General features: G+C 74.1%; 8 protein-coding genes (1 of these 8 cut by a window edge). All 8 read right to left on the reverse strand.

Going from position 1 to position 25,186, the window contains the following annotated elements; all coding sequences use genetic code 11:
- Tightly spaced (each overlapping or abutting the next), the 8 genes in view from JIG36_RS14010 to JIG36_RS14045 form a layout consistent with a single transcriptional unit that may run on beyond the window.
- The gene (locus JIG36_RS14010) at window positions 1-714 is read right to left on the reverse strand and encodes a 2,3-dihydro-2,3-dihydroxybenzoate dehydrogenase (RefSeq protein ID WP_203376616.1); all 714 of its coding nucleotides are present in this window, start codon (window positions 712-714) and stop codon (window positions 1-3) included.
- Window positions 711-2,033, reverse strand: a complete 1,323-nt coding sequence (locus JIG36_RS14015; RefSeq protein WP_236046705.1) for a cation:proton antiporter — start codon at window positions 2,031-2,033, stop codon at window positions 711-713. Before JIG36_RS14015 ends, JIG36_RS14010 begins: the two co-directional genes overlap by 4 nt.
- Window positions 2,026-2,808: a siderophore-interacting protein gene (locus JIG36_RS14020; protein WP_203376620.1), complete on the reverse strand. Its 783-nt coding sequence runs from the start codon at window positions 2,806-2,808 to the stop codon at window positions 2,026-2,028. The genes JIG36_RS14015 and JIG36_RS14020 overlap by 8 nt, the downstream gene beginning before the upstream one ends.
- On the reverse strand, window positions 2,805-3,584 hold the full coding sequence (locus JIG36_RS14025) for an alpha/beta fold hydrolase (protein ID WP_203376622.1): 780 nt from the start codon (window positions 3,582-3,584) through the stop codon (window positions 2,805-2,807). The genes JIG36_RS14020 and JIG36_RS14025 overlap by 4 nt, the downstream gene beginning before the upstream one ends.
- A complete protein-coding gene (locus JIG36_RS14030) occupies window positions 3,584-5,272 on the reverse strand; it encodes an ABC transporter ATP-binding protein (protein ID WP_203376624.1) in 1,689 nt (562 codons plus the stop codon). The genes JIG36_RS14025 and JIG36_RS14030 overlap by 1 nt, the downstream gene beginning before the upstream one ends.
- A complete protein-coding gene (locus JIG36_RS14035) occupies window positions 5,265-6,908 on the reverse strand; it encodes an ABC transporter ATP-binding protein (RefSeq protein WP_203376626.1) in 1,644 nt (547 codons plus the stop codon). The genes JIG36_RS14030 and JIG36_RS14035 overlap by 8 nt, the downstream gene beginning before the upstream one ends.
- Window positions 6,905-18,238, reverse strand: coding sequence for a non-ribosomal peptide synthetase (locus JIG36_RS14040; RefSeq protein WP_203376628.1), 11,334 nt, complete (start codon window positions 18,236-18,238; stop codon window positions 6,905-6,907). The genes JIG36_RS14035 and JIG36_RS14040 overlap by 4 nt, the downstream gene beginning before the upstream one ends.
- Window positions 18,235-25,186, reverse strand: partial view of a non-ribosomal peptide synthetase gene (locus tag JIG36_RS14045; RefSeq protein ID WP_203376630.1) — the 3' end only. The gene runs 7,613 nt beyond the window's last position; 6,952 of the gene's 14,565 nt are visible here — the last part of the coding sequence; the start codon falls outside the window, past its right edge — the gene reads right to left on this strand; the stop codon is at window positions 18,235-18,237. Before JIG36_RS14045 ends, JIG36_RS14040 begins: the two co-directional genes overlap by 4 nt.

Here is a 25,186-nt window from a genome sequence, read left to right on the forward strand (position 1 = left end):
TCATGCCCGCAGCGTCGCGCCGCCGTCGACGTACAGGTCGTGCATGGTGATGTGCCGCGCCCGGTCGGAGGCCAGGAACAGGACGGCGTCGGCGACGTCCTCGGGCTCGGCGATGCGTCCCAGCGGGATTCCGGTCCGGAAGCTCGCCAGGTCCCCGGCGATGACCGGGTCGGGGCCGCCACCGTCGGTCCACATGGACCGCAGCATCGGGGTGTCGGTGGACCCGGGGGCGACCACGTTGCAGCGGATCCCGTACGGGGCCAGTTCGAGCCCGAGGCATTTGGTGAAGGCCGTGGCGGCCGCCTTGGACGCGGCGTAGGCGGCCATCCCGGAGCGCGGGATGCCGGCCGCGTTGGACGAGACCGTGACGATGACACCGGAGCGCCGCTCGACCATGCGCCGCGCGACCGCCCGGCTCACGTGGAACACGCCGTCGGTGTTGACCGCGAAGGTCTGCCGCCAGTCGTCGTCCGGCATCGCCAGGGCCGGGCCGGTGCGCAGGATCCCGGCCACATTGGCCAGCACGGTGATCGGTCCGAGCTCGTTCTCGACCCGTTCGACCAGCGCGTCGACCTGCGCGGCCGAGGTGACGTCGGTGGCGTAGTCGCCGTCCCGGTCCACGGCCGCCACCCGCATCCCGAGTTTGGTGAAGCCGTCGGCGACGGCCCGGCCGATGCCCCCGGAGGCGCCCGTGACGAGCGCGACCCCGCTCACGACGCGACTCCGGCCAGGACGCGCTCCCGCTCGGCCTCGGCTTCGGACTGCTGCACGCGGGCCATGGCCCGGCGCAGGATGGGCGGGCCCATCACCGAGGTGACGACGGCGATCAGCACGATCACCGTGTAGGTGGCGACCGACAGCACGCCCAGCCGCAGACCGGTCGTCGCCACCACCACCTCGACCACGCCCCGGGCGTTCATGCCCGCGCCGAGCGCGATCCCCTCCCAGTGCGAGAGCCGGCTGGCCCGGGCCCCGATGTAGGCGCCCACGAACTTGCCGGCCACCGCGATGGCCAGCAACGCGATCGCGGCCAGCAGCACCTTCGGGTCGGCGAGGGCGGTCAGGTCCATCCGGAGACCGGCCGTGGCCAGGAAGATCGGGGCCAGCACGGAGAGGACCACCGTGCGCAGCGGGGTCAGGTCGGACCAGAGCGAGCGACCGGGCTCCTCCTCCTGGCGGGCCTGCCCGATGAGGATTCCGGCGACGAAGGCCCCGAACAGCGCCTCCATGCCCATCGCGTGGGTCGCGGCCGCACCGAGCAGGATGATCACCACGGCGGTGGTGATGCGGGGCCCGCCGTCCGCCGCCCGGCCGGCCCGCCGCATGGCCCAGCGCACGAGCGGACGCCCGACCACGAACGCGGCGATGAGGAAGCCGATCAGGGAGACCAGCGAGAACGTGACCGCCCCGGCCCGTACGCCGGTGGTCGCGGCGGCCGACACCACCGAGAGCAGGAACCAGCCCACCGCGTCGTCCACCATGCCGGCGCCCAGCGTGAGCTGACCGATGTCGCGGTGCAGCAGACCCATGTCGGACAGGGTCTTGGCGATGACCGGGATCGCCGTGACGCACATGGCGACGCCGAGAAACAGCGCGAACGTCGGCCGGTCGGTGGTCTCGGTGAGCAGGGCGGCCGGCACCAGGAACCCGGCGCCGATGCCCAGCCCCAGCGGCAGCAGCAGGCCGCCCAGGCTCACCTTGACACCGGTGGCACCCCGCCGGCGCAGCATGGCCGCGTCGAGCTGGACACCGGTGACACCGACCAGCAGCAGCACCCCCAACTGGCCCACCGCGTCGAGCAGGTGCATCTGGTCGGCGTCGGCCGGGAGCACCCATGTGAAGGCGCCGGGGGCCAGCGTGCCGAGCAGCGACGGGCCGAGGATGACGCCGGTGAGCAGCTCACCGACGAGCGCGGGCAGGCCCAGCCGGACGGCCAGGCGGCCCAGCCCGAGCGCGATCAGCAGGAGAAGGCCGACCTGGAGCAGGAACACGAGCAGGGTGTGGGGGTCCAAACTGGGCAGCGGGCTACTCATCGTCATCCTCGTGGTGATCAAGGTTCACGGTGCCGCGTTTCCAGTAGCCGTCGATCTCCGCCCAGTCGCGGTGGTGACCGTGGGCCCGGATGTGGCGGCGGATCGGCTTGAGCCCGGTCGCCTCGCCCGCGACCCAGACGTAGCCGTCGCCGCCCTTCAGCCGGTATCCGGTCAGGGCCTGCTGCAACGACTCGCCGCGGTCGCGGTGCAGCCACCGGACCTCACCTGCGAGCCTATGCTCCTCGGCGGCGCCGGCCACCTCGCAGAAAGCGGTCACGTCGGCCCCGGCCGGCAGCTGTTCGAGCCACGCCGCCAGCGCGGGCAGGGCGGTCTCGTCGGCGCCGAGCAGGTACCAGTCGAACTCGTGCGGGACCATGGTGGAGCCGCGGGGACCGAGGATGCCCACCTTGTCGCCCGGTTGCGCGTTGGCCGCCCAGGTGCCGCCCGGGCCGTGGCCGTGCAGCGCGAAGTCGATGTCGAGCTCGCGCTCCTCGGGCCGTACGTACCGGATCGTGTAGTCGCGGAACGTCGGCAGCGGCGAACCGGGCGGCGGTGGTTCGAGCCCCTCCTCGCCGAGCGTCGGCATGACCGGCAGCTCGGCTCCGGGCTCGGGGAAGAAGACCTTCACGTGGTCGTCGGGGGCGGCGTACTTGAAGCCGTCGAGTTGTTCGCCGCCGAGCGTGATGCGGACCATGCGCGGGGTCAGCCGGGTCACCCGGGTCACCTCGAGCAATCGGGGGGTGAGGTCGTGCCAGACCAGCTCGACCGTCTTCATGCGGACTCCTCGAAGAAGTGGATCAGGGCGGCGTTCACGCGGTCCGGTTGCTCCAGATAGCCGTAGTGGCCCGCGTCGGGGATCTCGATGTAGCGCGCGCCCGCGACGACACCGGCGATGCGGCGGCCGCCGGGTGGGGGCGCGATCAGGTCGTCGGCGAAGCTCACGACGAGGCAGGGCACGGCGATTTCCCCGTACGCCCTCAGGCGGTCGTCGTCCTGCCCCGCTTCGAGGCGGCTGACCGGCCCGCCCCCGCCGGTCAGGGGCATCTGGAACACGTCGAGCCAGTCCTGCGCCTTCCGGTCGTCGGCCAGGGTGCGCGGCGACAGGTTGAACGCGGCCCGCACGACGGCCTCGTACTCCGCTGGAAGTTCGGCCGCCTTGCTCTCGGCCAGGGCCTTGGCGTTGAGGAACGCGCCGGGCCGGTCGAAGCTCGCCATCAGCACGAGCCGGTCGACCAGCTCGGGGTGCCGCAGGCACAGTTCGGCGGCGGTGCGGGCGCCCATCGACGAACCGGCGACGCGGCAGGGTCCCAGGCCGAGGTGCTCGATGAGCCCGGCGGCGTCGGCGACCAGGTCGGGCATCGTGACCGCCTCCGGCACCTCGCTCGGGACGAGGCCCCGGGTGTCGTAGGTGACGACCCGGTAGCCGGCGGCGACCAGCGCCGGCCTCTGGTGCAGATGCCAGGTGCGCCCGTACGCGCCGGTGCCCGCCAGCAGCAGCACCCCGGGGCCGTCCCCGGCGACCTGGTAGTGGATCCCGTTGTGGAACGGCATCAGCGCTCCTCCGTGGTGAGCCGGCCGGCGTGCAGCCGCACGACCCGGGGCAGGCGGTCGATGGTGGACGGCCGGTGGGCGATGACCAGCACCGTGCGTCCGGCGCGGAGCCGGGCCAGGGCCTCCTCCAGGCGGTGGGCGGTGCCCGGGTCGAGGTCGGCGGTGGCCTCGTCGAGGATCAGCACCTCGGGATCGGTGAGGGCGGCCCGGACCAGGCCGACCAGCTGACGTTCGCCGGCCGAGAAGCGCTCGCCGCGGCGGCCCAGGTCGGAGTCGAAGCCGCTGGGCAGTCCCTCCACCCAGGCCGTCAGCCCCAAAGCCTCGGTGGCACGGGCGAAGTCGTCGCGGCCGGGCCGTCCCGGGGTCAGGGCCAGGTTGTCGGCCAGCGTCCCGGCGACCATGTGGACCTGTTGCGGGATGAGCACGAGCCGGCGGCGCAGGTCGGTCGCGTCGAGCGCGCTCAGGTCCTCCCCACCCAGCCGCACGACACCGGTGTCAGGCAGGTAGAGCCCGCACAGCAGCTTGGCCAGGGTGGTCTTGCCGGAGCCGGTCTCGCCGACGATCCCGGCGTGCTCGCCCGGCGCGAACGCGAGGCTGACGCCGTGCAGCACGGGCTCGCCGGGCCGGTAGCTGTAGCTGACGTTCTCGACCGTCAGGCCCCTGGTCGAAGCCGCGGCCGCGACCGGCGCCGCGGCCGGAGGGCGGGTCACGTCGAGCAGGTCGAGCAGGCGGGCCAGCCCGACCCGCGACTCCACCAGCTCGGCCGCGACCAGCGTGAAGTCGTCGACCGAGCTGAACAGGTCGCGGCTGGCCAGCACGAATGTGACCACCACGCCGACCGTCACCACGTCCCCGGCGGTCAGGAAGCCACCCGCCACCAGCAGGGCGGCGGTGGTCAGGCCCTGCACGACCCAGGTGGCGTCGATCCAGTTGGCGCCGCGCTGGGCGGTGCGGGCGCGGCCCAGGTAGGCGTCGGCGTCGCCGCGCAGCCGGTCGAGCCAGGTGCCGGTGGCGGCGTCGATCTGCAGCTGCTCGCGGGCGAGCAGGCTCTCGGCGAAGGTGGCGGTGAGCGTGGCCTGGGCCGCCGCCTCGGCCGGGTACGCCTTCTGGGCGGCCCGCCGGAACCGCCGCCCGAGCCACCACATGGGTGGCGCGAACACCAGCACCAGCAGCCCGAACAGCTGCCACGACGAGGACAGCAGCACGATCACGCTGAACAGCAGGTAGCCGCTGAGCGAGATCAGGTCGGGCAGCTGGCCGCGGACGAACGCGGCCAGCTCGGCGATCTCGACCGTGGCCCGCTGCAGCAGGTCGCCGCCGCGGTGCGCCTCGAGGAACCGCAGCGACGTGGCGCCGAGCCGTTCCACCACGAGGTCACGCAGGCTGTGCACGACCTTCTCGCCGACCCGGGTGAGCAGCAGCTCGGACCAGCGCAGCAGCACGGTCCGGGCGATGACGAGGCCGAGCACCACGCCGGCCGACACAAGCAGGCCGGTGCGGTCGCCGTCGAGCAGTTCGTCCACGGCCCGGCCGATCATCACCGGCACGAGCGTGAGCGACAGGGTCGCGAGCAGGTTGACCGCGACGGCGCCGGCCATCGCGCGGCGGTGCTCGCGCAGGTGCGGCCAGGCGCGGCGCAGCACGTGCCGCTGGTCGGGCTCGTCGGTCAGCAGGCGCACGTCAGCCATGGCTCACCAGCCGTCCCTCGTGGACGCCGAGGTCGACGACCCGGTCGGCGCTTTCGGCCACGGCCGGGCGCGAGGTGGCGAAGACGACGGTGGTGCCCAGCGCGCGCAGCCCGTCGAGGATGCGCTGCTCGGTGCGGGCGTCCACGGCCGAGGTGACGTCGTCGAGCAGCAGCACGCGGGCGCCCCGCAGCAGGCCCCGGGCGAGCGCGAGGCGTTGCAGCTGCCCGCCCGAGACGGTGCTGCCGCGTTCGCCGACGACCGTGCCGAAGCCCTCGGGCAGCGACTCGATGTGGTCGAGGATCCCGGCCGTGCGGCAGGCGTCGCGCAGCTGCCCGTCGGTGAGCCCGGCCCGGCCCAGCCGCAGGTTCTCGGCGATGGTCCCGCTCAGCAGCAGTGGCCGCTGCCCGACCACGGTCACGGCGTCACGCACCTCGGCAACGGCCGCGTCCCGCAGGTCGGTCCCGCCGAGCCGGACCGTGCCGGCGGCCGGGTCGTCCAGGCGGGCCAGCAGGCGCAGCAGCGTCGACTTGCCGGTGCCGACCGGCCCGACGACGGCCACGAACTCGCCTGGTTCCACGGTCAGGTCGGGCAGCCGCAGCGGTTCGCGGCCGTCGAGCTCGACGGTCAGGCCGCTCGCGGTGAGCGCGCCCGCCCCGAGCGGCACCGGCTCGGCCGGGCCGGCGAGCAGCGGCTCCGCGGTGAGGACGCCGCCGATGCGACCGGCCGCGGTCCACGCGTCACCGAGCTGGCCGAAGCGGAAGGTCAGCATCATCACCTGGCGGCCGAGCAGGGCCATCCAGCTCGCGAACGCCACCAGGCCACCGACCGAGAACCGCCCGTCGAGCACGGCCAGGCCGCCCGCCGCGAGGCCGATCGCGGTGGCCAGCCACGGCACGAAGGGCGCGTGGGCCGCCCAGCCCGCCGCCACCCGGGCCAGGGCCAGGGCGCGGTCGCGCACGACGGCGCTGGCACTGTGGTGCCGCTCCACGAGCACCGTCTCGCCGCCGAGGCCCCGCACCGCCGTACTGGCCGAAAGCAGGTCCTCCACCGCGTCAGCCCGGGCGCCGTGGGCGGCCGAGAGCGCGGAGTTGGCGTTCTCGTAGCGGCGCGGGTACCAGAGGTTGACCGCCACGAGCAACGGCACGGTGCTGAGCCCGATGACCGCGAGCATCGGGTCGAGGGTGCCCACCACGACCAGCACGGCCAGGAAACCGAGCACCCCGGAGGCCAGCGACGGCACGGTCGAGAGCCAGACGGTGATCTGCTCGACGTCGCGGGTGCCGCGGGTGACCAGGTCGCCCGAGCCGAACCGGTGGGCGGTGGCGGCGTCCCAACCCAGCACCCGCCCGGCGATCCGCAGCAGCAGCCGGTTGCCGGTACGCACGCCGGCGAGGGTGGCCCACCACCGCATCGCGAACTCGGCGCCGGTCAGCGCGACCGAGACGGCCAGGGTGATGCCGGCCCAGAGCAGCAGCGCGTCCGTGTCGCCGGTGGTGATGCCCTCGTCGAGCGCACGGCCCAGGCACCAGGGCAACAGGATGAGCCCGGCCTGATAGCCGAGACCGCCGAGACCGGAGGCGGTCAGCCCACGGGCCGAGTCGCGCACGGCCCAGCGCAGCAGGTCGGCCGGCCTCACGACGCCAGCCCCGCGACCGTGCCCAGCGCGACCAGGTCACGCAGCCGCACCTCGATGCCCTCGGCGCGGGCCAGGCTGACCAGCCGCATCGCCGAGATGCTGTCGCCGCCCAGGTCGAAGAAGCTGTCCTCGGCCCCCACGGCCGGCAGCCCGAGCACGGTGGCGAACAGCCGCGCGAGCTGTTCCTCGCGTTCCCCGTCGGGGGCGCGGCCACTGATCTCGTACGAGGGTTGCGGTAGTCGTGCCCGGTCGAGTTTTCCGTTCACCGTGAGCGGCAGGGCGTCGAGTCCGACCACGGCCGCCGGCACGAGGTAGGACGGCAGCCGCTCCCCCGCCCACGTGCGCAGCGCCGCCGGGTCGGCCCCGCCCACGACGTAGGCGACCAGCCGTCCGCCGTCGGTGACGACCACCGCCTGGGTGACCGACGGGTGCTCGGCCAGCACGGCGGCCACCTCGCCCGGCTCGACCCGGTGCCCGCGGATCTTCACCTGGTCGTCGGAGCGCCCGAGATAGTCGATGCGCCCGTCCGTGGTCCACCGGGCCACGTCGCCGGTCCGATACATCCGGTGCCCGTCACCGGCGAACGGGTCGGCGACGAACCGGGACGCGGTCAGGCCGGGCCGGTTCAGATAGCCGAGCGCCACCTGGGCCCCGCCGATGTAGAGCTCACCGGCCACGCCCGGCGGCACCGGCCGCAGCCGCGAGTCGAGCACGTGCAGCGTGAGGTTGGCGACCGGCCGCCCGATGAGCGCGCGCGGCACCTCCTTCACGCGCTGCACGACCGCGTCCACCGTGCATTCGGTCGGGCCGTAGAAGTTGTAGGACTCGGTGTCGGGCAGCGCCGCCATGGCCGTCCACAGCTGGTCGGGCACGGCCTCGCCGCCGACGCCGAGCACGGCCAGGCCGGCCGCGTCGAAGCCGGCCGCCAGCAACTGGTCGAGGTGCGAGGGCGCGACCTCGATGACGTCGATCCCGTTGTCCCGCAACAACGCGGCGAGCAGGGCCGGGTCGTGCTGCGGCTCGTCGGTCACCAGGTGCAGCTCGTGCCCGCCGAGCAGGGCCAGCAGCGGCTGCCAGGAGGCGTCGAACGCGAACGACCAGTTGTGCGCGACGCGCAGCGGCCGGCCGAGCCGTTCCGAGGCGGGCCCGAGGATCCGTTCCGTGTGGCTGGCGAACAGGTTGGCCACGGTCCGGTGCGGCACGAGCACGCCCTTGGGCCGCCCGGTCGATCCGGAGGTGTAGATGACGTAGGCGGGGTGGTCGGGGGTGATGGCCCTCGGTTCGGCCGCGGCCGCCGGAAGCGGGGCGTCGAGCAGCAGCCGGGGCGCGCCGGCGGGCAGGCGGCCGGCGGTGGCGGCGACGGCCAGGGTGACCACCGGCTGGGCGTCGGCGAGCACGTCGGCGATGCGGGCGGGCGGGGTGGCCGGGTCGATCGGCAGGTAGGCGGCGCCGGAGCCCATCGCGCCGAGGATCGCGGGCACGATGTGCTCGTCGCGGGGCAGCAGCAGCGCGACGATTTCGCCGGGGGCGGCGCCGACGGCGGCCAGGGCGCGGGACAGCTCGTCGGCCTGGGCGACCAGTTCCCCGTACGTCCATCGCCGGTTCCCGACGACGAGGGCCGTCGCGTCCGGCGTGGTCCGGGCCCAGGAGCGCACCAGGTCGGGCAGGGTCGACGGGGCGACCGGCAGGGTGCCGGAGTTCCAGTCGACCAGCGTCTGCTGCCGCTCGGCCGCGGTGAGCGCGTCCGCCTTCTCCACGAGCTCGGCCGGATTCGCGGCCACGGCGTGAGCCAGCGCGACGAGCCGGTCCAGCAGCAGCCGGGCGGTCGCGGCGTCGAACACGTCGGGCCGGTATTCGAGGGCCAGGTGCAGGCCCTCATCCTCGGCCGCCACCAGAGTGAGCGGGTAGTGGGTGGCGTCCCGCCCGGTGACCCCGGCCAGTTTCAGACCGGCCGCCCGCTGGCTGTCGTCGAGGCGGTCGTCGTCGACCGGGTAGCTCTCGAACACGACCAGCGTGTCGAACAGTTCGCCGACCCCGGCCAGGCGCTGGATCGGGGACAGGCCGAGGTGCTGGTGGGCCAGCAGCGCGGCCTGTTCCTGCTGCAACCGGCCCAGGAAGCCGGCCCAGCTCTCGCCGGGCGACAGCCGTACGCGGACGGGAAGGGTGTTGATGAACAGGCCGATCGTCTCGTCCGACCCGGCCAGCTCGGGCGGCCGCCCGCTCACCGTCGCGCCGAAGACGACGTCCTCGCGCCCGGTGAGCCGGCCCAGCAGCACCGCCCACAGCGCTTGCACCACCGTGTTGGGCGTGACGCCGTGGTCGCGGGCCAGCGCGGCGATCGACGGCGGCAGCTGGGCCGTCACCTCGCCCGGCAGCCGCGCCGAGCGTCCACTGATGCCGGGCGCGACCAGGGTCGGCTCGGCCACGCCGTCCAATGCGGCCCGCCACGCCTCGGTGGCGGCGGAGGTGTCGGCGGCGGCCAGCCAGGCCAGGAAGTCGCGGTAGGGCCGGACCGGGGCGCCGGATCCGCCCGCGTAGGCGGTCAGCAGTTCCCGGGCGACCAGAGGCCCCGACCAGCCGTCGACGAGCAGATGGTGCTGGGTGAGGACGAGCCGGTGCCGGTCGTCGCCGAGGCGCAGCAGCAGGAACCGCAGCAGCGGCGCGGTCTCCAGGTCGAACGGCCGCACCCGTTCGGCGTCGGCGAGACGGTCCGCGTCGGCCTTGCCGTCCACGGTCTCGACCCGGAACGGCACGGGCGCCGCCGCCGGGATCGCCTGCACCGGCCGGCCGGCCGACGTGGTCGTGAAAACGGCCCGCAGGTTGGGGTGCCGGTCGAGCAGGGTCGCGGCCGCTTCCCCGAGACGGGCGGCGTCGAGCTCGCCGTCGAGGTCGAGCTGCTGCTGCACGGTGTAGACATCGCCCGCGCCGTCGAGGGTGTGCAGATAGAACAGGCCCTCCTGCAGCGGGGTCAGCGGCAGCACGTCGACCAGCCCCGGATAACGACGCTCCAGGTCGTCCAGCGCGGGCTGGTCCACCGTCGCGAGCACGTCCGAGGGCGTGAGCCCGGCGTCACCGGCGTGCGCAGCCAGGGTGTGCAGGGTGGCGGTCCAGGCCTCGAGCAGCGCGCTCACCGTCTCGAGGGTCAAATGCCTTCCCGTGTACGCCGCCGACAGCACCAGATCGTCCCCGGCCACCGTGGCTTCGACGCTGAGCACGTGCCGCGCGGGCCGGTCGTCGCCCGCGTCGCCGAGCAGTTCCCCTTCCCCCGTACGGCCGAGGTAGTTGAACAGCACCGGCGGCCGCAAATCGTCGCGCCCCAGCAGCCCATAGCCGATCCCGCCGTCCGGGGCCGCCCGCAGCAGCTCCTTCACGTGCTTGAGCGCGGCGACCGGGCCGGTGTCCGGTGTGGACAGCCGGACCGGGTGGGAGGTGGTGAACCAGCCGACCGTGCGGGACAGGTCGGCCCCCGGCACCACCTGTTCCTCGCGGCCGTGCCCTTCGAGTTCGACCAGCACCTCGCGGCCGGCCGTGGCGAGGGCGAGCCCGGCGAGCAGAACCTCCTGCGGGTTGGCCCGGACGCCGTTCGCCAGCAACCCGGCCGGCACCCGCACGGTGTGGTGCTCAAGAGTCCCGAGCGTGTCGGCGGCCGGGTCGAGCGTGACCTCGCTGAGGTAGGCCGGGCCGTCCAGAACCGAGTCCCAGTAGGGCTGTTCGGCACCGCGGTCCAGCCCGTCCAGGGCGCGGACCCAGGCCCGGAACGAGGTGCCCACCGCGGGCAGCGGCCCGTCGGCCGCCAGGTCGCCCAGCAGGATCGGCCACGACACGGCGTCGACCGCGAGGTGGTGCACGGTCAGCCGCAGCCGGTCCCCGGCGATCTCGGCCGCGACCATCCGACCGGCGACCGGGTCGAGGTGGCCGCCGATGACGTCCCCGGCGCGCACCGACCCGGGCGGCGGCACGTGCAGGCCGTCACCGGTCCAGCGGGCCCGCAGCATGTCGTGGCGGTCCAGCAGCGCCTGGATCCGCTCGACCGGGTTCGCGGGAAGCGCGGTCTCCATCGACTGGCTGAGCGCGGGATCGGCCGCGTCCACGGTCCGCATGAACGGGGTCGCGGGCACGTCACCCCAGCCGTCCTCCGGCGCCACCGTGGTTCCGGCGGGCGTCGCGACGGCGGCCATGCCTTCGACGGTCGGGCGGGCGAACACGTCGCGCGCCGACAGCCGCCAGCCCTCGGCCCGGGCCCGCGCGGTGAGCTGCAGGGCGAGGATGCTGTCGCCGCCGAGGGTGAAGAAGCCGTCCCGCACGCCGACCCGGTCGAGGCCGAGCACCTGCGCGACGAGGCCCGCGAAGACCTCCTCAGCCGGGGTGCGCGGGGCGTCGCCGCCGGCCTGGGCCGCGAAGTCGGGGGCGGGCAGGCGCCGGCGGTCGAGTTTGCCGTTGGGGCTCAGCGGCAGCTCGGGCAGCCGCACGAACGCGGCCGGAACGAGGTGCCCGGGCAGCGTGGTCGCGAGCGCCGCGGCGAGATCGTCCGGACCGTCACCCACGATGTAGGCGACCAGGCGGCGGGACGGGCCGTCGTCGCGGGCGACCACGGCCGCGGCGGTGACGCCGGGCAGGGCGACCAGGGCGGCCTCGATCTCGCCCGGCTCGACGCGCTGGCCCCGGATCTTGACCTGGTCGTCGGTGCGTCCCGCGTATTCGAGCACGCCGCCGGCGGTGAACCGGGCCAGGTCGCCGGTGCGGTAGAGCCGCCGGCCGTGGGTGTGGGCCACGAACCGCTGGGCGGTCAGCCCCGGCCGGCCCAGATAACCGCGGGCGAGCTGGACGCCGCCCAGGTAGAGCTCGCCGGTCACGCCGGCCGGAACGGGCCGCAGCCACGGGTCGAGCACGTGGACCTCGGTGTTCCAGACCGGCCGGCCGATCGGCACCGGGCCGTCGCCGGTGACGTCGACCGCGTGGTGGGTGACGTCGACGGCGGCCTCGGTCGGGCCGTACAGGTTGTGCAGCTCGACGCCCGGCAGCACCCGGCCGAACTGCCGGGCCAGATCGCCCGGCAGGGCCTCGCCGCTGCAGATCACCCGGCACAGCGCTGTCACCGCGCCGGGCGCGGCCGGGTCGGCCAGGAACGCGCGCAGCATCGAGGGCACGAAGTGCACGGTGGTGACCCGCTCGGCCGCGATCAGGGCCGCGAGGTAGGCGGGGTCGCGGTGGCCGTCCGGGCGCGCCACCACGAGCGTCGCACCGGTGAGCAGCGGCCAGAAGAACTCCCAGACCGAGACGTCGAACCCGGCCGGGGTCTTCTGCAGCACCCGCTCCCCCGGCTCCAGACCGTATGCAGCCTGCATCCACAGGAGACGGTTGACGATCGCCCGGTGCGAGACGGTGGCACCCTTGGGGCGGCCGGTCGAGCCCGAGGTGTAGATGACATAAGCGGCCGTGTCTCCGGGCAGGTCCGGCGCCTCGGCGAGCGGGGTTCCGGTTTCCCGTACGGTCTGCGCGTCCACCACCAGCGTCGCGCCCGAGTCGGCGAGCAGGAAGCGGTTGCGCTCCTCCGGGTGCGACGGGTCGAGCGGCAGGTAGGCGGCGCCCGCCCGGTGCACGGCGTGCAGCGCGACGACCAGGTCGAGGCCGCGGGGCAGCGCCACCGCGACGACCGTCTGCGGTCCCGCGCCACGCTGCCGCAGCCGGCCGGCCAGGGCCGCCACGCGCGCGTCCATCTCGGCGTACGTCAGGCTCTCGCCCTCGAAGACGAGCGCGGTCGCGTCCGGATGGGTCCGCACCGCCTCGGCGAACAGCCTCGGCAGCGTGGTCTCCGGCACCTTCGTTTCCGGTGCTTCTGCTGCTGCCGCCGGCAGGGCTCCGGCGCGGCCGATCACCGTGTCCGGGGCCGCCGCCAGCTCGGCTAGCAACGCGCCGTAACTGTCGAGAATGTCGCCGGCCGCCTCGGGGGTGAAGACGTCGGCGCGGTAGGCCAGGCCGAGCCGCAGCCGCTCGCCCGGCGCGACCGCGAGGGTGAGCGGGTAGTGCGGGGCGTCGTCACCGGTGACGTCGGCCAGCCGCAACCCGCCCTCGCCGGTGGCCGTGTGCAGGCCGTCGCTGTCGAGGGGGTAGCTCTCGAAGATGGTGAGGGTGTCGAACAGCTCGCCGATCCCGGCCAGGCGCTGCACGTCGGTGAGCGGCAGGTGCTGGTGCTCGAGGAGCGCGGCCTGACTGTCGCGCAGCCGGCCCAGCAGCTCGGCCCAGGTCAGGGCCGGGTCGAGCGGCACCCGGACCGGCAGCGTGTTGATGAGGAAGCCGATCATGTCTTCGACGCCGGGCACCTGGGCCGGGCGGCCGCTGACGGTGGTGCCGAAGACGACGTCGGTGCGGCCGGTGAGCCCCACCAGCAGCACCGCCCAGGCCGCCTGGACGACGGTGTTGAGGGTGACCTGGTGGTCGCGGGCGAGCGCGGTGAGCCGGTCGGTGACCTCGCCGGGCAGGTCACGTTCGAGCTGTCCGGGCCGGGCGTCGAGGACCGCGCCCGCGCCCGGGGCGACCAGGGTGGGCTGGTCGAGGCCGGCCAGGGCGTCACGCCACGCGGTCTCGGCGGCGGCCCGGTCGGCGCCGGCGAGCCAGCGCAGGTAGTCGCGGTAGGGGCGGGGTGCGGGCAGGGCCCGTCCGGCGTAGAGGTCGAACAGTTCCCGCACGGCCAGGGGTGTGGACCAGCCGTCGAGCAGCACGTGGTGGTTGGTCAGCACGAGGCGGTGCCGGCCGGGACCGAGGCGCACCAGGGCGAGCCGCAGCAGCGGCGGGGCGGTCAGGTCGAACGGGCGGGTCCGGTCGGCGGCGACGAACTCGGCCTCATGGTCCGGGCCGACCTCGGTCCAGGGCAGCTCGGCGTGGGCCGCGACGACCTGGCGGTAGGTGCCGTCGGGGCCGGGGACGAACGTGGCCCGCAGCGACGGGTGCCGGTCGAGCAGCGCCTGTCCGGCCGCCCGCAGACGGCCCGGGTCGAGGTCGCCCTCCAGCTCCAGGACCTGCTGGACGACGTACGGGTCAATCGTCTCGGAAACCGCCGCCAGGAAGACCAAGCCCTCCTGCAGCGGGCTGAGCGGCCACACGTCCTCCACGCCGCCCGGGCGTCGCTCGAGGGCGTCGATCTCGGGCTGGGTGAGGCCGGGCCGCAGCAGGTCGGACGGGGTCAACCCGCCCTCGGCCGGGAGGCGGCGCAGCGCCGCGAACCAGTCGTGGGCCAGGGAACGCACCTCGGCCTCGGTGAGGACGCCGTCGGGATAGGTGAGCGTCGCCGAGAGGCGGCCGTCGAGGACGGAGGCGTTGATTTCGAGGGCGCGGCTCAGGGGCATGTCCGGGTCGGCGTCGCCACCGAGGCCGCCGATCGAGGTCCACGGCCCGCCCGACTCGTCGCCGCTGGTGAACCGGCCCAGGTAGTTCACGACGATCTGCGGTTCGGGCCGGGCGGCGAGCGCGGCCCGACCGGCGGCGTTGAGGTGGCGCAGCACCCCGAACCCGGAACCGTTGCCCGGGACGGCCTTCAGCTGTTCCTTGACCGCCTTGAGCCCGTCGGCGGGAGTCAGCCGTACGGGGAACTCGGTCGTGAACCAGCCGACCGTGCGGGACACGTCGGCCCCCGGAACCAGGTGCTCCTCGCGGCCGTGGCCCTCGAGCTCGACCAGCACGCTGTCGCGACCGGTCCGGGCCGTGACCGCGGTCGCCAGCCCGGTCAGCAGCACCTCGGCCACACCGGTGCGGTAGGCCTCGGGCAGCGCGCCGATCAGGGGTGCGGTCTGCTCGGCGTCGAGCTCGACGGTGACCGTACGGGCCGTGGCCACGGTGTCGCGGGCCGGGTCCACCGCCCGGGCGCCCAGCGGCGGCTCGTCCCCGTCGAGAACACCGAGCCAGTACGGCAGTTCGTCCTCGTTGCCCACCGGCAGCGCCTGCGCCCAGGCACGGAAGGAGGTGCCGACCGGCGGCAACGGCTTCCCGGCCCAGGCGGTGGCGAGGTCGTCGAGCAGGATCCGCCACGAGACGCCGTCGACGACGCTGTGGTGCAGGACGATCCGAACCTCGTCGCCCTCCCACACAATCGCCTTACCTACGAGGTCGGCCGCCTTGACCGTTCCCGGCGGCGGCACCACGAGGCCCTTCTCCGGCGTCCAGGAGGCGCGCAGCAGGTCGTGGCGGTCGAGCAACGCCTGCACCAGCTCGTGCAGCCGCTCGGCGGTCAGGCCGGCCGGGGCGCGCAGGGTCATCGACTGGCTGTACCGGCCGGCCGGGCCCGCGTCGCGCAGCCAGGCCAGCATCGGGGTCAGCGGCACCTCGCCGACACCGTCGCCGGCCACCACCGGGCGGGGAGCCTCGGCGGGCGCGGCCACGGCGGCGAGCGCGGCAACCGTCCGCAGTTCGAAGATCTGTCGCGGCGTGATGCGCAGACCGGCGGCCCGGGCGCGGGCGACCAGTTGCAGCGACACGATGCTGTCGCCGCCGAGCGTGAAGAAGCTGTCCTCGACTCCCACTGCCGCCAGCCCCAGCACTTCGGCGAAGAGCGTGGCCAAGGTCAGCTCGGCCGGGGTGCGGGGCGCGTCGGTGCCGGTGAGCCCGCTGAAATCCGGCGCCGGCAGCGCCCGCTTGTCCACCTTGCCCGCGACCGTGACCGGGATCCGTTCCAGGGCCACGATCGCGGCCGGGACGAGGTGGTCGGGCAGCCGCTCGGCCGCCCACTCGCGCAGCCCGTCGGCCCGGCCCACCACGTACGCGACCAGACGCCCGTCCCGCGGCACGACCACCGCCTGCTGGACGTCCGGATGCCCGGTGAGGGCCGCCGCCACCTCGCCCGGCTCGACCCGGAAGCCCCGGATCTTCACCTGGTCGTCGGCCCGGCCCACGAACTCGAGCTGCCCGTCGACCGTCCACCGGACGACGTCGCCGGTGCGGTACATGCGCTCCCCGCGCCGGAACGGGTCGGCCACGAACCGGCTCGCGGTGAGGCCGGCCCGGTCGAGATAGCCGCGACCCAGCTGCGCGCCGGCCAGGTAGAGCTCGCCGGTCGTGGCGGGCCGCAGCCAGGCGTCGAGCACGTACGCCGTGGTGTTGCCGATCGGCCGTCCCACGATCGGGGTCTCGCTGTCGGCCGTCCACGCCATGAGGGTGTCGACCGTGCACTCGGTGGGTCCGTAGAGGTTGACGCCCTCGGTGTGCCGGGCGTCGCGGATCGCCGTCCACAGCGCCGGTCCGGCCGCTTCGCCGCCCAGCATGAGCAGGGCCGGGGTGTGGCCGTCGCTTTTCAGAAGGCCGGCGTGGACGAGTTCCTGGCCCAGGGACGGGGTCACGTCGAGCGCGTCGATGCCGTGCCTACGCACGTAGGCGACGAACAGGTCGGCGTCGCGCCGGGTCTCGTCGTCGAGCAGGTGCAGCTCGTGGCCGGCTACCAGCCAGAGCAGGCCCTCCCAGGCGGTGTCGAAGGAGAGGGAGGCGGAGAGGGCTGCTTTGACGCGTCTTCCGCCCGCTGTGGGGACGAAGAGGCGTTCGCGGTGGTGGTGGAAGAGGTTGGCCAGGCTGGCGTGGTCGACGACGACGCCCTTGGGCTTGCCCGTCGACCCCGAGGTGTAGATCAGGTAGGCGCCGTTTTCTCTATCTGCCCACCGCCACCCCCGACCACCCAGGGGCCGGGTTGGCAGACTACGCCCCTCGAAGTCGCCGAAGGCAGTTGTCCACAGGGACACATCGACGATTACAGAAGGCGCCGAATCTGCCAGCAGATACTCGATGCGCTCCTGCGGATACGACACGTCGATCGGCAGATAGATGCCACCCGACCGCAGCACGGCCAGCCAGGCCACGACCGCGTCCGCCGTGCGGGGCAGCACCACGGCCACGACCTTCTCCGGCCCCGCGCCCCGCGAGACCAGCACTCCAGCCAGGTGGTCGACACGAGCGGCCAGCCCCGCGTACGTGAGGAAGGAGTCCCCGAACCGCAGCGCCACCGCCGACGGCATCCGCGCGACGGTCGCGTCGAACTCGTCCAGCAACAGCCCCGGCGGCACGGGCAGAACCGTCGACGCGACGGAAGGCATCGGCCCCGTGGGCAGCGCGGCCAGCCGCGTGTGCGGACCAGCGGCGAACGCGGCCAGCAGCGAAGCGATGCGGTCCAGAACCCAGGTCGCATCGGCGGAGGAGACCACGTCGGGCCGGAACTCCGCGCCCAGCACCAGGGTCTCGCCCGGAACCACGGTGACGGTGAGCGGGTAGTGGGTGGCGTCGCTGCCGGTGACCTCGGCCAGGCGCAGACCCGCGGCCTCCTCCAGGGTGCGCAGGCCGTCGCTGTCGAGCGGGTAGCTCTCGAACACCAGCAGCGTGTCGAAGAGCGGTCCGACGCCGGCCTCGCGCTGGATCGCGGCCAGGCCGATGTGCTGGTGGTCGAGCAGATCGGCCTGCTGGGCCTGGAGCCGGCCCAGGAACTCGGCCCAGGTGTCGGTGGGGCGGGGTCGTACGCGTACGGGAACCGTGTTGATGAAGAGGCCGATCATCTCCTCGACGCCGGGCAGCGCGGCCGGGCGACCGCTGACCGTGGCGCCGAACACGATGTCGTCGCGGCCGGTCATCTCGGCCAGCACGAGCGCCAGCGCGCCCTGCACGACCGTGTTCACCGTGAGACCGAGTTCCCGGGCCGAGGCGGCGACCCCGGCGGCGGCGACCGGCCGATCGATCAGCACGGGAGATGAGGACGCCGTGCCGAGGAGAGTCCCCTCCGAGATGCCGCTCAGCGCGTCCCGCCACGCCCGCAGCGCGGAGTCGCGGTCCTGGCGGGTCACCCAGGCCAGGTAGTCCTTGTAGGGCCGGGCGTGCGGCGGCTCCCCGCCGGCGTAGAGGGTGAGCAGGTCGCGGACGATCAGCGGGGCCGACCAGCCGTCGAGCAGGATATGGTGCGCGGTGAGGATCAGGCTGTGCCGGTCCGGGGCGTGGCGCAGCAGGACCCATCGCAGCAGCGGCGGCCGGGCGAGGTCGAAGGGCCGCCGGCACTCGTTGGCGGCGAACTCCGCGGCGTCGGCCTCGGGCAGCTCGACCATGTCGAACGCGACCGGCAGCGCGGCCGGGACCAGCTGCACGGGCTGCCCGGCCTTGCGCGGCCGGAAGGCGGCCCGCAGGTTGGCATGCCGGTCCAGCACGGCCTGCGCGGCCCCCTTCAGCCGGGCCACGTCGAGGTCGCCGTCGAGGGTGAGGACCTGCTGGACCACGTAGACGTCCGTGTCACCGCCGTACGTGGACAGGAAGTAGAGGCCCTCCTGAAGCGGTGACAGGGGCAGGATGTCCTGCAGTCCGCCCGGGCTGGTCACAGAAGCCTCCACTCGTCGGTGAATTCGTCGATCTCGTCCTGGCTGAGCTCGACCAGGAGGTCGGACGGGGTGTGGCCGCCGCCGGCGGCCGCGGCCTCGCGCAGCCGGTCGAGGGCGTCGCGCCAACGGCCGGCCAGGTCGGCGACCTCGGCCGCGGTGAGGATGCCGTCCACGTAGGACAGCTCGATGTCGAGTTCCGGGCCGCCCGGCCGGTCGGCGGTGGCGGCGTTGACCTCCAGCGCCTGCCCGGCCGGGAATCCCGGGTCGAGTCCGTCGCCGAGCGTGTCGTTGCCGGGGGCGGCCACCCAGTCCCCGGTTCCGGCAGCCATCCGGCCCAGGTAGTTGAACAGGATCTCGGGTGCGGGCGTGGTGGTGAGCCGGTCGCGGACGAGCCCGTAGCCGATGCCGTTGCCGGGGACGGCGCGCAGCTGTTCCTTGACCGCCTTGAGCGCCGCGCCGGCGTCATCCGAGCCCACTTCCAGCCGTACGGGATATTCGGTGGTGAACCAGCCGACGGTACGGGTCAGGTCCGCCCCCGGCACGAGGTGTTCCTCGCGGCCGTGGCCCTCCAGGCGCAGCAGGACGCCGTGCTCACGGGTCGCCGGCCGCCAGTCCCGCAGCGCGAGGGCGAGCCCGGTGAGCAGCACGTCCTGGACGCCCGCGTGGAACGCCTCGGGAACCGTGGTGAGCAACGGCTGGGTCCGCGTCGCGTCCAGGTGCAGGGTGTGCCGCCGCAGCCCGGCCACGGTGTCGCGGCCCCGCTCGACCGGCCGGTGACCGATCGGCGCCGCCGGAGAAGCGACAACCCTTTCCCAGTACGGGATTTCGGCCGCACGGTCCACGGCGGTGAGCCGGGTCGCCCAGCCGCGCAGCGACGTCCCCACCGGCGCCAGGGTGCCGCCCCGGGTGGCCGCGGCCAGGTCGCCGGCGATGATGCGCCACGAGACGCCGTCGACCACCAGGTGGTGACCGACCAGCAGCAGTTCGCGCCGGGCCGGGAACCAGACCGCTTGCAGCATCACGCCCCGGGACGGGTCGAGACGCCGTACGGCCGCAAGATGCTCCTCGCGGAGGTCGCCGTCGGACTCGCGCACAGCGGGAACGACCGTGCCCTTGGGCGGGACGACCAGCACGTCGGGTATCCAGCGGGCGCGCAGGGCATCGTGGTGGTCGAGCACGGCCGTCAGCGCGGCGGTGAGGACCGTACGGTCGAGGCCGGCGGGCACGCGCAGCAGCAGGGACTGGTTGAACGTGTCGATCGGGGTGTCGAGCGCCCGGAGCCACGCCACGATCGGGGTCACCGGGACGGGGCCGATCGCGGCTTCCTCCGGCTCCTTCTCGAGCGAGGCCGTCCCGGCGACGGCGGCTAGGGCGGCGACCGTCTGGTGTTCGAAGACCTGGCGGGCCGACAGGTCGAGACCGGCCGCGCGGGCCCGGGAGACCAGTTGCAGGGCCACGATGCTGTCGCCGCCGAGCGCGAAGAAGCCCTCGTCCACGCCGACCTCGTCCAGGCCGAGCGTTTCCGCGACGAGCGTGGCCAGGAGTTCCTGCACGGCGGTGGCGGGGCGTTCCGCCGTACGCTCGACGACCGGCTCGGGCAGCGCGGCCCGGTCCACTTTGCCACTCGCGGTGCGCGGCAACGCTTCCAGCACCACCACCGCGGCGGGAACGAGGTAGTCGGGCAATTTGGTGGCGGCGTGGGCCCGTACGGCCGTGCCGTCGACGTCGCCCTCCACGTAACCGATCAGGCGTCCTTCGCGGGCGATGACGGCCGCGTGGCGGACGCCCGGGTGCTCGGCCAGCACGGCCGCGACCTCACCCGGTTCGATGCGGAAGCCGCGGATCTTCACCTGGTCGTCGGCGCGGCCCAGGAACTCGATCTGCCCGTCCCGGACGCGGCGCACGAGGTCGCCGGTGCGGTACATGGTGGTGCCGGCCGGACCGTACGGGTCGGCCACGAACCGCTCGGCGGTCAGCGCCGGACGGCCCAGATAGCCGCGGGCCAGGCCCGCCCCGGCCAGGTAGAGCTCGCCGGGAACGCCGGGCGGCACCGGGCGCAGGCGGGCGTCGAGGACGTACGCGCGCTTGTTGCGGTCGGGCCGACCGATGAGCACCGGTCCCCCGGCCGAACACTCCCAGTAGGTCGAGTTGACCGTCGCCTCGGTGGGCCCGTAGGCGTTGAGCATCCGATGGGTGGCGGCCCAGCGCGCGACCAGCTCGGCCGGCAGCCGGTCGGCGCCGACCACGACCGTCACGCCCTCGGGCACTTCCGGCACGGCCGACAGCGCCGCCGGCGGCAACGCGAAGTGGGTGATCCGCCGGTCGCGCAGGAACTGGGCGAAGCCGTCGCCCAGCCGCTGGTCCTCGGGCGCGATGACGAGGGTGGCGCCGCGCAGCAGGCTGACCGCCATCTCGGCCACCGTGACGTCGAAGCTGGGCGAGGCGAACTGCGAGATGCGGTCGCCGGGGCGGACCCGCCAGGTCTCGGCGAACGTGTCGGCCAGGTCGCCCAGGCCCGCGTGCGGGACGACGACACCCTTGGGCCTGCCGGTCGAGCCGGAGGTGTAGATGACGTACGCGGCGTTGGCCGGGCTCACGTTCACGGCGAGCGCGCTGTCGTCTTCGGCCAGCTCGTCCGGGCCGGTTCCCCCGGCGCCGATGACGAGGACCGGCGTCGCGTCCTCGGTCAGGGCGGCGATGCGCTCGGCCGGGTAGGCGGGGTCGACCGGCAGGTAGGCCGCGCCCGCCTTGCTGACGGCCAGTTCGGCCACGAACAGGTCGGCCGAGCGGGGCAGCACCACCATGACGATCCGGTCGGGCCCGGCGCCGCGCGCGATCAGGGTGCGGGCGAGCCGGTTGGTGAGCCGGTCGAGTTCGGCGTAGGTGAGGGTGCGGTCGCCGTCCTCGATCGCGGTCGCGTCCGGCGTACGGGCCACCTGGTCGGCGAACAGCCCGGGCAGGGTGCGGGGTTCGCGCGGCGCCCGAACGCCCTGCCAGCCGCTCGCCAGGGCGGCGCGTTCGCCGGCCGAGAACAGGTCGAGGTCGGACACCCGGCGCTGCGGGGTCGCGACGGCGTCGGCCAGGATCCGGGCCAGTCGCTCGGCGAGCGTGGCCGCGGTGTCCCGGTCGAACAGGTCGGCGCTGTACTCGATGACGCCGCGCAGTCCGTCCACGCCGTCCTGCTCGGTGACGACCACGCCGAGGTCGAACTGGGCGACGCCGGTGTCGATCGGCAGCGGCTCGGTGGTCAGGCCGGGCAGGCCCGGGTGCTCGGCGGGCACGTGCTGGAACGCGACCATCACCTGGAACAGCGGGTTGCGGCCGAGCGAGCGTTCCGGGTTGACGGCCTCGACGACCCGGTCGAACGGCACGTCGGCGTGGCTGAACGCGGCCAGGTCGGTGGCGCGCACGCGGGCCAGCAGGTCGGCGAACGTGGGGTCGCCGCTGACGTCGGCGCGCAGCACGAGCGTGTTGACGAAGAAGCCGGCGAGCTGGTCGAGACGCTGGTCGGGGCGGCCGGCGACCGGGCTGCCGAGCGGGATGTCGTCGCCCGCGCCGAGCCGGCTCAGCAGGGCGGCGAGGGCGGCCTGCAGCACCATGAACGGCGTGGTTCCGGTGCGGCGGGCCAGCGCGCGCAGGCTGCGGTGGGTGGCCGCGCCGACCTCGAACGGCACGATCCCGCCGGCGTGACCAGCCACCGCTGGGCGGGGCCGGTCGGTGGGCAGGGCCAGCTCGGCCGGGGCGCCTTCGAGAGCCTGTTTCCAGTACGCCAGCTGGCTGTCCTGGGTGGTGGCGAGCAGTTCCCGCTGCCACAGCGCGTAATCCGCGTACTGGACCGGCAGCGGTTCCCAGCCCGGGGCCCGGCCGTGGCTGCGGGCGGCGTAGGCGGTGCCGAGGTCGGCCACGAGCCGGCCCTCCGACCACTCGTCGGTGACGATGTGGTGCAGCAGGAGCAACAGCACCGCCGTGTCGGGACCGGTCCGCATCAGGTGCGGCCGGATCAGCAGGTCGGTCGAGAGCTCGAAGGCATGCCGGGCGGCTTCGGTGAGCCGTACGGGCAGCTCCGCCTCGGTACATGCGGTCTCGTGCCACTCCGGGCGCACGTTGTCGAGCACCCGCTGGGCCGGGCGGCCGTCGACGGTCGGGAACACCGTGCGCAGGCCCTCGTGGCGGTCGAGCACGTCGTCGAGGGCGGCGCGCAGGGCGGGCACGTCTAGGCGGCCGGTGAGCCGCAGCGCGAACGCCACGTTGTAGGTGGGGCCGGCCCCGTTGAGCTGGTGGTGCAGCCACAGCCGGTGCTGGGCGGGCGACACCGGCAGCGGGTCGGGCCGGTCCCGCACGGCCAGTTCCACGGTCGCGGTCTCGGTCTGCTCGAGGTGCGGCGCGAGGGCGGCCACCGTGGGCGCGTCGAAGACCGTGCGGACCGGAAGCCGTACGCCGAAAACCGCACGCACCCGGGCTGCGAGCGCGGTGACGGTCAGCGAGTGGCCGCCCAGCGCGAAGAAGTCGTCGCCCCGGCCGACCGTGGCCAGGCCGAGCACCTCGGCGAAGAGGGCGGCCAGGATTTCCTCGGCCGGGGTGCGGGGCGCGTCGCCGCCGGTGAGCTCGCTGAAGTCGGGTGCGGGCAGGGCCCGGCGGTCGGTCTTGCCGGCCACGGTGGTCGGGATGGCGTCGAGTTCGACGATCGCGGCCGGGACGAGGTGGTCGGGCAGCCGCTCGGCGGCCCACTCGCGCAGGCCGTCGGTCCGGCCCACCACGTACGCGACCAGGCGTCCCTCGTGGGCGATGACAACCGCCTGGCTCACGTCCGGGTGCTCGGCGAGCTTGGCCGCGACCTCGCCCGGTTCCACGCGGAAGCCCCGGATCTTCACCTGGTCGTCGGCGCGGCCCACGAACTCGAGGCGCCTGTCGGCCGTCCACCGCACGACGTCGCCGGTGCGGTACATGCGTTCGCCGTTGTGCCAGGGGTCGGCCACGAACCGGGTGGCGGTCAGGGCGGCCCGGTCCTTATAGCCGCGGCCGAGCTGGGCCCCGGCCAGGTACAGCTCCCCCGGCACACCCGGGAGCACCGGGCGCAGCCAGCCGTCGAGCACGTACGCGCGGGTGTTGCCGATCGGGCGGCCCACGAGCGGGGTCTCGCTGTCGTCGACCCACGCCATCAGGGTGTCGACGGTGCATTCGGTGGGGCCGTAGAGGTTGACGCCCCGGGTGTTGGCGGCGTCGCGGATCGCGGTCCAGATCGCCGGGTCGGCCGCCTCGCCGCCCAGCGCGACCAACGCGGGGCCGCCGCCTCCTTCCAGCAACCCGGCGGCCACCAGCGGGGCCGCCAGGGACGGGGTGACGTCGAGGAAGTCGATGCCGTGGTCGCGGACGTAGGCGGTGAACAGGTCGGCGTCGCGCCGGGTCTCGTCGTCGAGGAGGTGGAGCTCGTGGCCGGCGATCAGCCAGAGCAGGCCCTCCCAGGCGGTGTCGAAGACCAGGGCGGCGGAGAGGGCCGCTTTGCGGCGTCGTCCGGCCGCGGTGGGCTCGATCAGGGCTTCGCGGTGGTGGGCGTAAAGGTTGGCCAGGCTGGCGTGGTCTACGACGACGCCCTTGGGCTGGCCCGTAGACCCCGAGGTGTAGATCAGGTAGGCGCCGTTTTCCTGAACTGCCCACCGCCACCCCCGACCACCCAGGGGCCGGGTTGGCAGGTTACGCCCCTCAAAGTCGGCGAAGGCAGTTGTCCACAGGGACACATCGACGATTACAGAAGGCGCCGAATCTGCCAGCAAGTAGTCGATGCGCTCCTGCGGATACGACACATCGATCGGCAGATAGATGCCACCCGACCGCAACGCCGCCAACCACGCCACGACCGCGTCCGCCGTCCGCGGCAACAGCACCGCCACGACCTTCTCCGGCCCCGCGCCCCGCGACACAAGCTCGCTCGCCAGGTGGTCGACACGAGCGGCCAATTCCCCGTACGTGAGGGAGACGTCCCCGAACCGCAGCGCCACCGCCGACGGCATCCGCGCGACGGTCGCGTCGAACTCGTCCAGCAGCGTCCCCTCAAGGGCCGGCCCGGCGGTGAAAGCGGCAGAAGCTCCGGCCACCGGCAGCGCCGCCAGCTTCACGTCCGGCGCCGCCACGAACACGTCGAGGAGGTCCCGGAAACGGCCGAGCAACGCCAGAGCGGCCTCGGCGGAGTACAGGTCGGGCCGGTGTTCCAGGCGCAGACGCAGGGCGGCGTGCGGCACCACGACCAGGCTGAGCGGATAGTGCGTGGCGTCGACCGGGATGCCGCCGCTGATCTGCAGGGAACCCGCGGCGGGGACGGCGGTTCCGGTCGGGTAGCTCTCGAACACGGTCAGCGTGTCGAACAGGTCGCCGAGCCCGGCCCGGCGCTGGATGCCGGCCAGCCCCACGTGCTGGTGGTCGAGCAGGGCGGCCTGCTCCGACTGCACACGGCGCAACAGGCCGGCGAAGGTTTCGGCGGGGTCGAGGCGTACGCGCACGGGCACGGTGTTGATGAACAGGCCGACCATGTCCTCGACGCCGGCCACGGCGGCCGGGCGGCCGCTGACCGTCGCGCCGAAGACCAGGTCGTCGCGGCCGGTCTGTTCGGCCAGCAGCAGGGCCCAGGCGCCCTGCACGACGGTGTTCAGGGTGACGCCGCGCTGCCGGGCGGCCCGGGTGAGCCGGTCGCTCCGATCCTCGCTGAGCACGATCTCGGCGACCTCGGGCAGCACGGCCGTGGGCGGCGCTCCGGGCGCGACGAGCGTGGGCTCCTCCAGGCCGGCGAGAGCTTCCCGCCAGACTTCGTCGGCGGCCGAGGGCGATTGCGACGCGAGCCAGGCCAGGTAGTCGCGGTAGGGGCGCGGCGCGGGCCCGGGATCGCCGGCGTAGAAGGCGAACAGGTCCCGCATCGCGAGGGGGCCGGACCAGCCGTCCATCAGCAGGTGGTGCTGG

The organism is Paractinoplanes ovalisporus, from assembly GCF_016834655.1.
Classification (GTDB): domain Bacteria; phylum Actinomycetota; class Actinomycetes; order Mycobacteriales; family Micromonosporaceae; genus Actinoplanes; species Actinoplanes ovalisporus.